General features: G+C 58.3%; 10 protein-coding genes. 8 read left to right on the plus strand and 2 right to left on the minus strand.

The window, feature by feature from the left end:
• The first annotated feature begins 50 nt into the window (after positions 1-50).
• The 3 genes from NA78x_RS29105 (at position 51) to NA78x_RS29115 (ending at position 6,431) form a co-directional block, all read left to right on the plus strand.
• Entirely contained in the window at positions 51-2,228 is a 2,178-nt protein-coding gene (locus tag NA78x_RS29105; RefSeq protein WP_425615887.1) for a Tex family protein, read from the plus strand.
• Positions 2,229-2,382: 154 nt separating this feature from the next.
• Positions 2,383-5,031, plus strand: coding sequence for a DUF1553 domain-containing protein (locus tag NA78x_RS29110; protein ID WP_425615888.1), 2,649 nt, complete (start codon positions 2,383-2,385; stop codon positions 5,029-5,031).
• A gap of 74 nt (positions 5,032-5,105) precedes the next feature.
• Entirely contained in the window at positions 5,106-6,431 is a 1,326-nt protein-coding gene (locus tag NA78x_RS29115; protein ID WP_425615889.1) for a DUF1501 domain-containing protein, read from the plus strand.
• A 4-nt stretch (positions 6,432-6,435) separates the two neighbouring features.
• Here the strand turns inward: NA78x_RS29115 and NA78x_RS29120 are convergent, their stop codons facing one another.
• A complete protein-coding gene (locus tag NA78x_RS29120) occupies positions 6,436-8,424 on the minus strand; it encodes a right-handed parallel beta-helix repeat-containing protein (protein WP_425615890.1) in 1,989 nt (662 codons plus the stop codon).
• A gap of 155 nt (positions 8,425-8,579) precedes the next feature.
• Here NA78x_RS29120 and NA78x_RS29125 point away from each other — a divergent pair, with 155 nt between their 5' ends.
• Both NA78x_RS29125 and NA78x_RS29130 read left to right on the plus strand, forming a co-directional pair.
• Positions 8,580-8,759, plus strand: coding sequence for a hypothetical protein (locus NA78x_RS29125; RefSeq protein WP_425615891.1), 180 nt, complete (start codon positions 8,580-8,582; stop codon positions 8,757-8,759).
• A 12-nt stretch (positions 8,760-8,771) separates the two neighbouring features.
• Positions 8,772-8,969 carry a hypothetical protein gene (locus tag NA78x_RS29130; RefSeq protein WP_425615892.1) on the plus strand — a complete coding sequence of 66 codons (198 nt, stop codon included), beginning with the start codon at positions 8,772-8,774 and terminating at the stop codon, positions 8,967-8,969.
• 155 nt (positions 8,970-9,124) lie between these two features.
• Here the strand turns inward: NA78x_RS29130 and NA78x_RS29135 are convergent, their stop codons facing one another.
• Positions 9,125-10,762, minus strand: a complete 1,638-nt coding sequence (locus NA78x_RS29135) for a methyl-accepting chemotaxis protein (protein WP_425615893.1) — start codon at positions 10,760-10,762, stop codon at positions 9,125-9,127.
• Positions 10,763-11,128: 366 nt separating this feature from the next.
• Here NA78x_RS29135 and NA78x_RS29140 point away from each other — a divergent pair, with 366 nt between their 5' ends.
• The 3 genes from NA78x_RS29140 to NA78x_RS29150 all read left to right on the plus strand — a co-directional run bounded on the left by NA78x_RS29140 (position 11,129) and on the right by NA78x_RS29150 (position 13,450).
• Positions 11,129-12,580, plus strand: a complete 1,452-nt coding sequence (locus NA78x_RS29140) for a carbohydrate porin (protein WP_425615894.1) — start codon at positions 11,129-11,131, stop codon at positions 12,578-12,580.
• 151 nt (positions 12,581-12,731) lie between these two features.
• Positions 12,732-13,079, plus strand: a complete 348-nt coding sequence (locus NA78x_RS29145) for a hypothetical protein (RefSeq protein ID WP_425615895.1) — start codon at positions 12,732-12,734, stop codon at positions 13,077-13,079.
• Between the two features lie 173 nt (positions 13,080-13,252).
• Positions 13,253-13,450: a cold-shock protein gene (locus tag NA78x_RS29150; protein WP_425615896.1), complete on the plus strand. Its 198-nt coding sequence runs from the start codon at positions 13,253-13,255 to the stop codon at positions 13,448-13,450.
• Positions 13,451-13,538 lie beyond the last annotated feature (88 nt).

Here is a 13,538-nt window from a genome sequence, read left to right on the forward strand (position 1 = left end):
TTTGTCCCGCCCGATGTGAAGAGTCGATAGCAAGAGTCGATGTAACGGCAATGGAACAGAAATCTTTCGATTGTTTTGATCTCGATCAGACGCTCAGCGAGATCGCCGCAACACTCCGCCTGAGTGTCGTGCAAGTGCAAGCGGCGGCCGGATTGCTCGACGAGGGGAACACGATTCCTTTCATCGCTCGCTATCGCAAAGAGGCGACGCGCGGACTCGACGAAGTGGCCCTGCGCCAGATCGAAGATGCTCTCGCCAAGGCCCGCGAACTGGCCCAGCGCAAAACCACGATTCTGAAAACGATTCACGAGCAGGGACTGCTCACGCCCGCGCTGCAACAACAGATTCAATCGTGTACCGACCGGCAACTGCTGGAGACGTTGTATTTGCCATTCAAACCCGAACGTCGCACGCGGGCGACTGCAGCGCGCGAGCGCGGCCTGCAACCGCTGGCCGATTTATTATTGCGGCAAGAGAAACTGAATCGCCCCAAGTCAGCCGTGTTGAAGCCGTACGTGAATGCCGAGAAAGGTGTCGCCGACGAAGAGGCGGCTCTGCAAGGTGCTTGCGACATCATCGCCGAACAGTGGTCACAGCATCCGCCGCTCCGTTCCTGGCTGCTCGAACAAGCCAGCGAAAGTGGTCAGATTGTGTCAACCGTCAAACGAGGCAAACAGGCCGAAGCCAGCAAGTTCGAGATGTACTTCGATCATCGCGAGCCGGTCAAACGCGTACCCTCGCACCGGCTGCTCGCCATGAATCGTGGCGAAGCCGAAGGACTGCTGAAGGTCAGCCTGAAGTTGGATGATGACTACGTGCTGGCCAGCATCAAGCCAGAACTGGCATTTAATCAACAGTTCGAGTTCTATCGCGAGTTATTAACGACGGTCGAAGACTGCTACACGCGATTGCTGCTGCCGGCGATCGAATCGGCCGTGTTCGAGAACTTAAAGACCAAAGCCGACGAAGAAGCCATTGGGGTCTTCGCCAGCAATCTGCGCGAGTTGCTCTTGGCTGCACCAGCGGGTCCGCAAGTGACCATTGGTGTCGATCCGGGCTTTCGTACGGGCTGCAAGCTTGCGGTCGTCGATGGGACGGGGAAGTTTCTGGCGAACACCACGATTTATCCGACGCCTCCCAAAAGCGATGTTGCCGGAGCCGGCAAAACGCTGCTCGCCCTCATCGCCAAGTACGATGCCAGGCTGATCGCCATTGGCAATGGAACTGCCTCGCGCGAGACTGAAGCCTTTGTGGCCGGTGTCCTCAAAGAGAGCGGACTCAAAATCACACAAGTGAAAGTGAGCGAATCCGGCGCTTCGATCTACTCCGCCAGCGAACTCGCCGCGCGCGAGTATCCCGATCTCGACCTGACCGTACGTGGTGCCATCAGCATTGCCCATCGCTTGCAAGATCCGCTCGCCGAGTTGGTGAAGATCGATCCCAAGTCGATCGGCGTTGGGCAATATCAGCACGATGTGAACCAAACGCTGCTGCGCAAGAGTCTCGATCGCGAGGTAGAGTCGTGCGTCAACTCGGTGGGCGTCGATGTGAACATGGCCAGTGCGCCGCTCTTGGCTCACGTCGCTGGCATAGGGCCCAAGCTGGCCGAGAAAATCGTGGAGTACCGCGATGCCAACGGCCGGTTCGAAACGCGCGAGGAACTGTGCAAGGTTCCCAAGCTAGGTCGCAAGGCTTTCGAACAGGCGGCCGGCTTCTTGCGCATTCGCGATGGCCGGCAACCGCTCGACAATTCAGCCGTCCATCCCGAAAGCTACTACGTCGTCAAGAAAATGGCGGCGAAGCTGGGAGTTTCGACGCAAGATCTGGTTGGCAACGGTACGCTGGCCAGTCGGCTGCAAGCGGCGGATTTTGTCGATGAGAAGATCGGCTTGCCAACCGTGCAAGACATTCTCGCCGAGCTAGCCAAGCCCGGCCGCGACCCGCGCAGCGAGTTCAAGGTCGCGCAGTTCGCCGAAGGCGTGCACGAACTGAAGGACCTGCAGGTTGGCATGGTGCTGGAAGGAGTCATTACGAACGTCACCAAGTTCGGAGCGTTCGTCGATATCGGCGTCCATCAAGATGGGCTCATCCACGTTTCTCAGCTGGCCAACACGTACATTCAAAACCCCAGCGAAGTGGTCGCCGTGGGGGACGTGGTGCGCGTGAAAGTGCTCGAAGTCGATCTCGACCGGAAACGAATCGCCGTCTCGCGCAAGCAGGCGATGTAGCCGCTTCAAGTCACTCGGGGTGAGAAAGCCTGTGGCCATTCACAGATAGACAACCTGTTTGTCTTACCGTGCTAATCATTGCTTTGCTGCCTAGATTCTTCCAAAGTGCGAGGTGCGGCCTTTCGCCTCTCCACGGCCTGGATGACGAATCTCAATGGCACTGCGCTTCAACCTGACGATCTTGCTGCTTTGCGTTCCGCTGGGAATGTCGGTCGCTGCCGCAGCGGAGGGGCCTTCGTATCAGCAGCCCTCTTATCAGCGGCATGTCTCGGCGATTTTTGGCAAGCTGGGTTGCAACGGGGGAACGTGCCATGGCGCCGTGAAAGGACAAAATGGCTTTGCCCTGTCGATGTTCAGTGCCGATCCGGAAGGGGACCATCTGCGACTGACGCGCGAGCTGAGCGGCCGCAGGCTGAATTTTTTAGATCCCGCGGCCAGCTTGCTGCTGCAAAAGGGGACGGGGCAGATTCCGCACGGAGGCGGAGCCAGGATTCGCAAGGACAGCCTTGATTACCAACTGCTGTTGGCGTGGATCTCCGGCGGCGCGATTGCTGACGAGCCCGCGAGGTCACAGCTCACCCGACTGGAGGTTTCGCCGGCCGAGCATCTCGCCCAGGCCAAGGAGCGCTATCGCTTGACGGTACGGGCCACCTTCGCCAATGGAGATATCGAGGACGTCACTTCGTTCTGTTCGTTCGAGTCACTTGATCGTACCGTGGCAACCGTCGATGCCACCGGAATGGTATTGACTCAGGGAGTTGGCAACGCCAGCTTGGTGGTTCGCTATCGAGCTCAGCCTGCCACCGCGCAAGTGCTTGTTCCGCGAGTAAGTGCCGAAGGATTTCACGCAGTCGCCGCGCATAATTTCATCGATGAGCATGTGCTCGCGAAACTCCAGCGGCTGAACTTGCCAGCTGCCGAGGCATGCGACGACGCTACATTTCTGCGCCGCGTCTATTTGAATGTCGTCGGACAACTGCCGCCAGCCGCAGAGGTGGGCGCCTTTCTAAGGGACCCCTCGCCGGATAAGCGCACAGCGCTGATCGACAAGTTGCTCTCCGACTCATCACATGCCGATCTGTGGACCCTGCGCTTTCTCGATCTGCTGAAGGCGGCCGATTTCGGCGTCTATGCCGATGCCATGTCGCAAGATCACGACGCCCCGCGGATGCAAGCTTGGGTCCGCGCGCGACTGCTCGAGAACACCCCCTACGACGAATTCGCCGAGCGAATTCTGCTGGCCACCAGCCGCGAAGGCCGCTCGATGGAAGAGTATGCCGCCGAGGTAAAGTCGCTCTTCGAGGGATATGCTCCAGGTCGCCCCGATCTGGAGCTGTATGCAAAGCGGCGGACGCTCGATTTGTACTGGCAGCGGCGTGGTTCCGACGGCGTGAAAGGTACATTGCAAGTGGCGCACGCGTTTCTCGGCATTCGTCTTGAGTGTGCGCAGTGCCATCGCCATCCTCACGACCAATGGCAGCAGGAAGATCTGCTCGACTTTGCCAATCTATTCATGCGAGTTCGTACCGTTGGCTTTCAGGGAGACAACGAGAAGAAGTTCGCCGACGCGGCGGTCTTCTTCAAGCAGTTCAACGACCAGGGCAAAGCCCTCGAAGCGGAAGTGAAGCAGCGGAAAGAGGGCGAGGGCAAACGGCTCGAAGAGGATGGCAAGAAGGCGAAGAGTGAAGTCGATCGACTCAACGTCGAGATCAAGAAGCTGGAGAAAGAAAACGGCGAGGCTGCCGTCGTCGCCGAGAAGCGAAACGAACTGGCTGCTGCAAAAGAACGAGTGACACAGGCGGAGGACTATCGGCAAGAGACCGCGGCAATTGAGAAACGAGCCAAGCTCTTTCCCGAAATCGCCCGCCGCTTATTGCAGGCCGAGAGTCGCGTGCTGCCCACGGGTGGCAATGCCAAAGTCACCAGCACTCTGGGAACGCGCGAATCCAAAACGGCTCGCTTGTTAGGTGAAAGTGAACCGTTGAGCTTGTCGCCCGATCGCGATCCGCGCGAGTATGTCGTCGAATGGCTGCGTCGCCCCGATAACCCGTACTTTTCCAAAGCGATGGTGAATCGAGTCTGGGCTCACTATTTTGGTCGCGGCATTATCGATCCTCCCGATAATCTGTCAGAGTTCAATCCGCCCACGCATCCCGAACTGCTGAAGGAACTGAGCGACGGATTCATCCGGGAAAAGTACAACCTCCGCTGGCTGCATCGCACCATTCTGACGAGCCGAACCTATCAGCAGGCCAGCACGCCGGCGGCGGGAGCGGAAGCCGACAAGACGCACTACGCCTACTTTCCGCTGCGACGCCTGCCGGCCGAAGTATTGCTGGATGCACTCAACAGCGCCACCGGTACGACCGAGATGATGGATATGAAGTATCAGCACTGGCCAGACAACCTGACGACCGTGCAAGCGCCGTACCTGCCCCGTAACACTTTTGTGGCGTCGGTGCTCGAAACGTATGGTCGCCCGCAACGTAACGCGGCGGTGCAATGCGACTGCGAGCGGGACAGTGCCCCATCGATTTTTCAAGTTCTGACGCTGGCCAATCATCCGCGAGTCTGGGAAAAGATCAAAGACCCGAAGGGACGAGTGGCGGCCGTGCTGGCCAGTCAAGGGAACAACGAGCAGAAAATTGAAGCCCTGTTTTTGGCAACCTTGAGCCGTTTGCCAACGGCCGAAGAACGAATCGCTTGTGGGCAGTTTATCACCGCCGCCGAGTCACCGGCCGCCGGTCTGCAGAACGTACTGTGGAGCCTGATTAACACTCGCGAGTTCCTTGTTCAACACTAGGGTTCAACTTTAGGCTGTTCCACACGACACTCAGCATTACCCCTCCCCAGCGAATGGATTTTCGGAGCTCTCGCATGTTACGTCGCGACTTTTTGCGAATCGGTGGCCTCGGCCTCTGCGGCGTCGGCACGCTCGACTTGATTCGAACCCAAGCGGCGCTCGGCGCCCCAACAGCCAAAGCCAAGCAGATGATTGTCTGCTGGCTGGGCGGAGGTCCGCCGCATCTCGACATGTTCGACATGAAGCCTGACGCTTCTGAAGATTATCGCGGCATCTTCCAACCCATCAGCACCAGCGTGCCTGGCTTGCAGGTTGGCGAACTGTTGCCGGAGTTGGCCAAGCGTGCCAATAAATACACCGTCATTCGCTCCGTCAGCACGTTGAACAAGCCGGGCGATCATGCGCAAGCGCCCCTCTATTGGCTCACGGGTAATCCGCGCCTCACCACCGGCAGCGACGAGTATCCGATGTACGGCAGCGTGGTGAATAAGCTGCGGCCCGGCGCTGCGGATTTGCCGACGTTCGTCGTGCTCGACGAAATTGATGTCCACACCCACAATGCCCTCTCGCGCAACTTTCTCGGCCCCGCGCATGCCCCGTTTGTGATGCAACCGCTCAAGGACAAAGACGCGGTAACCAAGATGCTCACGCCGCAACTGGAGTTGCCGGCCTTTGCCAAGAACGCGGAACTGCTAAAGACGCTCGACACCAAACTGCGCCGGCACGATCAGCAGGACGAGTTAATCACCGGACTCGATCAGTATCAGCAGACGGCCTTCAACCTGCTGAGTTCCCCCAAACTGCGTCAGGCGCTTGATCTTTCGAAAGAATCGGCAGCTTCCATCGAACGCTTCACCAAGCATAAGCCTGCGAAGCACAGGTATCCCATTGGCGACCCGCTCCACTTCCTACTTGCGCGGCGCTTGATCGAAGCGGGTGTGCCTGTCGTACACTTCAACTTGGGATATTGGGATTGGCACGGCGACAACTTCACCGCCGGCAAGCAGCAGATTCCTATGTTCGATGCAGGACTCGCGGCGCTGCTGGACGACTTGGATGATCGCGGACTGCTGGATTCCACCATCGTGCTGGCGTTGGGAGAAATGGGGCGCAAGCCCAAGATCGACAAGCCCAAAGAGATGAATGCGGGGCGCGATCACTGGGATTACGCCCAGTTTGTGCTCGCTGCCGGGGGAGGCTTCAATCGCGGCTGTGTGGTTGGCTCGACCGATAGCAAGGGCGAGCAGGTGAAAGACAACTTCTACAAAATCGAGAGCTTTGGCCGCACGCTCTACCATTTACTCGGCATCAATGCCGACACCGTGGTCCATACGCCGGCCAATCGCCCCGTCAAGCTGATTGTCGAAGACGCTCCGCTGATCAAGGAAGCAATCTCGTAGTTCTTCACTCCGCCCCCAATACCAACCGGCGAGTTCGGTCATCGAGATACGTAACCGCCAGCGGATTCAGCGGGTCGGCATCTTTGAGCAAGAGATTGCCGGAGACCACAACCGCTTGAAACGTGGGGCGATCCTGCAGATCGACGGCGATCGGGCAAACAATGATGTTGTCCGCAATGCGGTTGCCTTTAGCGATGGCCGGATCGTCACTTAGCAGGTTTAGCAACTGCGGATAACGATCGCGGTAGAGGCCCTCGGCAACGGGCACCGCGGCCAGACGCTGATGCAGCAGACTTTCGCGGTTCGCCACACGGGAACTCGCCCAGGTCTGACCACGCGAGTCGACTTGCACGCCGGCAAAGCCACCGAGGATGGTGTTCTGCTCGATTCGGTTGTCTCGTCCGCCGCCAATCACCACCGCGCGGCCAGCGGAGAAGAATACATTGTGCGTAACAACCGTTCCGCTGGCGAAGTCGTCGAGATAAACGCCCATCACATCGCGGCGATTGAAACGGCCAATGTGATGCACGACGTTGTGCTTGATGACGTTGCCTCGTTCGGTCCAATCGTGGCCCAAGTAGATCGCGCCGCTATCACTGGTTTCGAGACAAACCGAGTAGACCTCATTGTGCTCGACGACGTGCTCGTTGCCTTGCAGCACGATGCCGCTATCGGGACCATGGTGAATCGTGTTACCACGCACTTCGATTCCCACGCCATCGACCAGCACGCCGGGCTGGCCAGCGAAACAAGTGCGCGCGTAGTGGTGGATGTCATTGCCCTGCACTCGGTGACCAGCCGGCTCCAGCGTTTGACGATCGCCGCCACTCACCCGAATGGCGCCTTCGCCCGTTTGGGTAAGCTCGCAATCGATGACTGCGTTGCTGGTTCCCTCGACAATATGCACACCGAGGTTACCCGTGTTGCAAACCTTGCAATGTTCGATAGACACACCTGAACCGCGGGCAATCTCGACTGCACAGACTTGTACCGTGCTCAGTTCCAAATTGCGAAGCGTGACATTCTGGCAGTCGTAAATGGAGACCAGATGGTCAAGTGTGGAGACCACGACCTCGTTGCTGGCAAGCGACGCTGGCGGCCAGAAGTAAAGCTTGCCGGCCGTACGATCGAGATACCATTCTCCAGGTTGATCGAGTTCCTCCAGCACATTCAATACACAGAATCGCGCGTTGTTGCGGACTTTGGTTACTTCGTCCGAGGTCTTGATCGTGAGCGTGCCTCGCGCGAGATCGCTGGCGGTTACTGCCTGCCAGGCATCGGACCAGTCCGCTTCCCAAAAGCCGTGTGCCCAGACATCGCTGGTCGATTGCCAGGCTCGCGGTGAGGCTTGGTTGTAAGCCAGCTTGGCAGTGCCCGGCTTTTGTTCGACAGCGCGTGTGGTCGCCCAGCCTTGATTGGGCCAGCGGGCCAAAGGTGCTGGTTCGCCGCGATAGAACAGTTCGAGCGGAGCGGGATGCAGTTCGTGTTCGTGTCCGCGAGTACAGTGCTCGCCACACTCGGCGAGCAAATCGGTCGCCAAGTCGGCAACCTGCACTTGCCGCGCGGCATCCGCCTTCAAGCGGCGAGCGACGCTGGGATCTTGGAGCGGTCGCCAGTCATTGATGGTGCGGCCGCCCAGCAAGCGAACCTGGCCTTGCTCTGCAGCGGTGATGAGCAGCTGCGACGATGCGCCGGGAGAATCTTCCGCAGTGAACTCGATCGGCTGTGTGAGGTAGTAGTCACCGGCTTGGAGCGTGATGCGATAGGTATTGTCCACGTTCGTCGGGTCAGCCGCGCCATTCTTGCGCCACTCGCGGATGCGCGCTTGCGCGGCGTGAATGGTGGCGAGCGGAGCCGCAGCGGTTCCTGCGGCAGCGTCGTTGCCGCTGACCGCGACGAACAGTTCGCGCTCGGCGGCGAACAGAACCGGATTGAACAGCACCCAAGAAGCCAGGCACGCCAGCGGCGCGCGCAGCGATTGCAAGTGACTCATTTTGCCCCCAAGATGAGACGCCAGAACAGCGATGTGAATAGTGATGACGAGAATTCGAACGGACGAAGAGTGGCCTCGCGTGGTGGCCTGATGTTGCGAAAAGGCAACACGATCCCCCCACGTCGAGACAAATAACCCTAGGTTTGAATTTTCGAATGGCTGGCTGCAACTTGAGAAATATTGGGTACTATGCGGAATTCCGCCAGGAGAAAGCCAGGGCGCCGATTCGCGCCGATTCGCGCCGATTCGCGCCGATTCGCGCCGATTCGCGCCGATTCGCGCCGGGCACGCCGGTTGCTTTGAAAGCCGGCAGGCAGATTGAGATTTACGACTGAGGAGCCGCAAGCATGTACCGATCACGGCTGGTGAAGATTGCCGTTTGTTGTTTGGCGCTGGTCGCCTTGGGCGTCTCGCTGGGGGCCTATGAAATTAGGCCCTCATCATCTGTCGGCAAGGACGAAGTTCAGTTGGCGGCGCGGTATCACCTGCGAACCCGCACGCCCGATTTTTATGCGCGGGCCAAACAGAACGGCTCGCGCAAGTAATTGGCGAACCGTCAGCGACAAACCGCAAAAGAGGGGTGTCCAACAATCGGCTGCATTGTTGGACACGACCTAGCACAACTCTCGGGTTTTACGAGCGATTGCTGTCCAACAATCGAACCGATTGTTGGACAAGTTGGTTCAGCTCGGCAGTCTTTTTAGACTTGAAACTGTGACACGAGTCCGAAGATTTGCTTCGAGACATCTTGCAGTTCTGTGCCGGCCAGTTTGGTGCGGCTGGCCCCGCCACGCGTCCGCTGGGCGGCGAGATCGACACCGGAAATGCTCTGGGTAATCTCGCGGCTGGCAGCAGCCGATTCGGTCACGCCGCGGGACACCGCTTCCGCCGCACTGGCAGTGAAGGCGACGTTGCGGGCAATCTCTTTCGTGGCGACGCTTTGCTCTTCGACGGCGGCGGCAATGGTTTGCGAAACGGCATTCACGTCGTTGATGACACCGCTGATGGAGCCAATCGATTGAATGGCTCCGCGCGTGGCCGCTTGAATGCTCTCGACGCGTTTGCGAATGTCCTCGGTGGCAGCGGCGGTTTGCTTCGAGAGTTCTTTCACTTCGGTGGCAACCACCGCAAAGCCCTTGCCTGCTTCGCCAGCGCGGGCCGCCTCGATGGTAGCGTTGAGCGCGAGCAAGCCGGTCTGCTCGGCAATCTCCTGGATCACTTCAATCACCTTGCCAATGTCGCTGGCCGAGGTGCCGAGTTCGCTGACGAGAGCGTTGCTGGTGTCAGCCAGCTTTTGGGCGTTGTGAGCAACACCTCGGGCACGCTCGGCATTCTTGGCTACTTCGCAGATCGTGGCATTCAGCTCTTCGACCGAACTGGCGACGGTGCGAATGTTGCCCGACATCTCTTGCGTCGAACCAGCCATGTTCTGCATGTTGATCGACATTTCTTCGGCCGCAGCGGCGACTTTGGCCGAGCGCTGGGTAGTTTCGTCGGCGACGCCGGAGAGTTCGGTTGAGGTTTCCGAAACGGTCGACGTCGAGCGTTCGAGATTCTGTGAGTTGCGAGCCAGCTGCTGGATCAAGCCTTGCAGCTTGTCGACGAAGGTATTGAACCACAGGGCCACTTCGCCCAGTTCGTCTTTGCGCGTGGCATTCAAGCGGCGGGTGAGATCTCCTTCGCCACTGGCAATATCTTTCAGACTGACCACGACCGCTCGCAAGGGAACCGTGATCGAACGTGTGACGAGAATTCCTGACCCGATCGCGAAGACCAGCCCGATAGCGATCATGCTGACGATGGCCACGTTGCTGTAGAACTTGGTGCTGGCCACCACGGGCGCCATGCGGTCCAGCAAGCCATCGGCTTCTTCTTCCAGCTTGCCGAGATAGGCGAGCGTGTCGGCACATTCCTTTTGAAACTCGGCATCAGCGGCCGGCAGGTTCGCCGCCCGAGACTTCAGCGCGACGACCAGCTGCTGCTGAGCCTGATTGAAGCGATTGACGTGTTGTTCGAGCTTGGAGGTGAGTTCGCTGGAAAGGAGCTTGGTCTCGAGCATTTGTTCGAGGGCGGCGGCACCATCTTTTTCAGCCGTCGCCAGCAACTGCCAGTTTTCCTCGGTATTGACCCCAGCTTTGATGTTGTGAATGGCAATGGCCTGCGCTTGCAGGTTGATGCGGAACTCCATGGCACCGTCGGCCGTGGCCCAGCCCGGACCACTGATGTACTCGTTGATTTGAGACATCCGATAGAGAACTGCCCAGCCCGTGGCTCCACACGCCACCACCAAGACTGCCAGAAATGCGTAACCCGAAATGACCTTTGTCGCGATCTTCATGACTATCGAACTGCCCTATAGTTGCCCCGTTTGTCGCCTCAGCAGGTGGGGAGGCGAATCTTTCAACAGTAGGACATACCACTACTGCTATCCGTGGTTTTGCCGCACGGTGTGCCGCAAACCTTGCGGCACTTTTACGCCAAGATGGACGGAATGCCTCCCCCGAAGTCGTGCAATGAACTGCGGGTCGTAACGATAGCAACGGACCGCGGCAAACTCTGTCGGTTGTTTGCTGACGGTGGGGTTTGCCCCAGTCAAATGCGGCGGTCCGCACCAGCCTTGTGATCCAGGCAGGTGCTAAATCCGGTCGATTCGATGCGTGACATCATTGCGCGATTGTAATCCCGGCAGAAGGGCAGATTTGCCATGGGTTTGAAGGCTGGCTCGTATCTTCGGAACATTCTGAGCGGCATCGCGCTCGGTCTCATCACTTGCGTGGCGCTACCCGCAGTAGGCCAAGAGCCGCTGTTGCCGCTGCCGATGCATCCCGAGCGGGAAGAGATCGAGCCCGAGCGGACCATGCCGCGACCGGCCCAATCTTCGCGAGACCTGTCTCGCGCCTCGCCTTATCGCACGAGCAGCAGCTTGCCCCGCCCGGGTAACCCCAGTCGCAATCTGGCGCCTCCTGGATCTTCAGCGTCTAGCGAAGAGCCAGCAGCCGAAGGGGACGAAGAGGCACCGGAAGAAGCCGAAGCACCACCAGGACTGTTTGACTTCCTGCCGCACGAGTTTAACGGCATCACAGCCGAGTACATCTATACCGGCGAGTTCTTCACCAAGGCTCGCGGCGGCTTGAATCCGGCCAATGCGAGTGCCTATCGCAGCAACCTCGACGTGGTCCTGACCTTCGATACCAAAGCCATGCAGTTGTGGGACAACGGCCGGTTTTTCCTCTACGGGCAAGATGCTCACGGTCGCTGCCTCAGCCCCGACTCAGTGGGCGACTATCAATATTTCAGCAACCTGGAATCGGCACCTCGAGACGATTTAACTCAAATCTCGGAGTATTGGTATCAACACAGCTGGGTCGATAGTTTGCTGTGGATCAAAATTGGTAAGCAGGATGCGAATGCCGACTTTGCGTTCGTCGACCTCGGTGGTGACTTTATCAACTCGTCGTTTGGCTTGATTCCTACGGTGCCGATTCCCACCTTTCCCAATCCTGGCTTGGGGCTCGCAGGCTTTGCCCAACTCACCGAAGAAGTGTTGCTGGCAGGTGGCGTGTACGATGGTGCGCCCGAGGGTGGACAGTTTGGCTTCAACACGCTGGGACGCTTTGGCGCGATGTCGATTCTGCAAGCCACCATCAAAACAGGCTGGGGCTCGGAAGGTCAGTTGCCGCAAACGGTGCGCGTTGGCGTGTGGCAACATTCGGGCGACTGGGAAGAAGTGGGCGCCATCGGTCCGCCGCGCACCTTCAATCAGAACTATGGCACCTTCGCGAGCATCGACCAGCTGCTGTTCAAAGAACCCGGCGAAGCGGGCGACGAACAAGGGCTAGGTGTGTTTGCTCAATTTGGCTGGGCACCGCCGAATCGCAACCCTGTGCAAGAATACTACGGGGCGGGCCTCACCTATCGCGGTCTGCTCGCAGGCCGCGATCGCGATCTGGTGGGTTTTGGCGTCGCGAATGTCTTATTCAGCACGTTGCAACGTCCCATCACCGGCGAATCGTACGAAACGGCGATCGAGCTCTTTTACAAGTGCATGCTCGGCGACTACGTGTCTGTGCAGCCCGATGTGCAGTTCATCGCGAATCCAGGCGGTCTCTATCAAGACGCCCTGCTCTTCGGTGTCCGTTTCGAAATGGTGTTGTAGCTTGGATTTGCCGGGAAACTGTTACACCGTTGCATTTCGGGCAGTGTCATTGCAACGGTGTACATGCTGTCAACCTAAAACAAGTCCTTGTGTAAACCTTGCCACACAGCTAGCCTGAGCAGGTCTTTACCCTTTCTTTTGAGGTGACCTCATGGCTAAAAAAGCTTCGTCGAAGTCGGACCGCAATGATCCGCGGCAAAACAAGAGTCTCGCAATTCGCAATGTGCTGAAGAAAATGCCGTCGGCCAAGGCCACGGAAGTTGCGGACGCAGTCCAGAAAGAATACGGACACGAAATCAGCCAGAACATGGTCTACATGGTCAAGACCAAGGGGAACATGGCCACCGATGGCCGCGTCAAAAAGGCCAGCAGCAGCGGCGATAGCCCGCTGACCTCGCCCGCCCTGTGGGTCGACGCCATCAAGCAGGCCCGCCAACTGCTGAAATCCACAGGCAGCCTGGCCAACGCCACAGCCCTGCTCAAAGCCATCGATGGCTAGGGAAAATGCCTGTTACGATCATTTGTCAACAACTTTGGCAGTATTTGTCCGAAACCTGTTACCCCACTGTGTTGCGGCGGCAGTTTTCGGATATATTGTTGGCCAGACACGGACACGACCACCAGGCACTTAGCCAAGCGGCGTTTATCCGCCTAGTTATCGGGAACTCGCAAATGGCTGAAGGCACGATCAAGAAGTTGACGGACAAGGGTTTTGGTTTCATCACGGTTGGTCCTGGCAAGGACCTGTTCTTTCACTCGTCGGCCGTGAAGGGCAGCACCTTCAACGAACTGCACGAAGGTCAGAAAGTGACCTACACCGAAGGTCGTGGTCAAAAGGGTCCGTGCGCTGAAAACGTCACACCTGTCTAATTTGACAGAGCAAATCGAAGGCTAATCGAGAGCTTTGCTCTCGGTGCGGCAGTCGATTTCTTCTCTATCAGGTAATGTTGCGCGATTC

Origin of the sequence: Anatilimnocola aquadivae (assembly GCF_049819085.1) — a bacterium.
Lineage (GTDB): Bacteria > Planctomycetota > Planctomycetia > Pirellulales > Pirellulaceae > Anatilimnocola.

Bases quoted from the DNA above. Each gene is read 5' to 3' on its own strand.
- NA78x_RS29135 (WP_425615893.1), bottom strand. From the start codon at position 10,762: ATGAAGATCGCGACAAAGGTCATTTCGGGTTACGCATTTCTGGCAGTC.
- NA78x_RS29140 (WP_425615894.1), top strand. From the start codon at position 11,129: ATGGGTTTGAAGGCTGGCTCGTATCTTCGGAACATTCTGAGCGGCATC.
- NA78x_RS29105 (WP_425615887.1), top strand. From the start codon at position 51: ATGGAACAGAAATCTTTCGATTGTTTTGATCTCGATCAGACGCTCAGC.
- NA78x_RS29115 (WP_425615889.1), top strand. From the start codon at position 5,106: ATGTTACGTCGCGACTTTTTGCGAATCGGTGGCCTCGGCCTCTGCGGC.
- NA78x_RS29120 (WP_425615890.1), bottom strand. From the start codon at position 8,424: ATGAGTCACTTGCAATCGCTGCGCGCGCCGCTGGCGTGCCTGGCTTCT.
- NA78x_RS29150 (WP_425615896.1), top strand. From the start codon at position 13,253: ATGGCTGAAGGCACGATCAAGAAGTTGACGGACAAGGGTTTTGGTTTC.
- NA78x_RS29130 (WP_425615892.1), top strand. From the start codon at position 8,772: ATGTACCGATCACGGCTGGTGAAGATTGCCGTTTGTTGTTTGGCGCTG.
- NA78x_RS29145 (WP_425615895.1), top strand. From the start codon at position 12,732: ATGGCTAAAAAAGCTTCGTCGAAGTCGGACCGCAATGATCCGCGGCAA.
- NA78x_RS29110 (WP_425615888.1), top strand. From the start codon at position 2,383: ATGGCACTGCGCTTCAACCTGACGATCTTGCTGCTTTGCGTTCCGCTG.
- NA78x_RS29125 (WP_425615891.1), top strand. From the start codon at position 8,580: ATGGCTGGCTGCAACTTGAGAAATATTGGGTACTATGCGGAATTCCGC.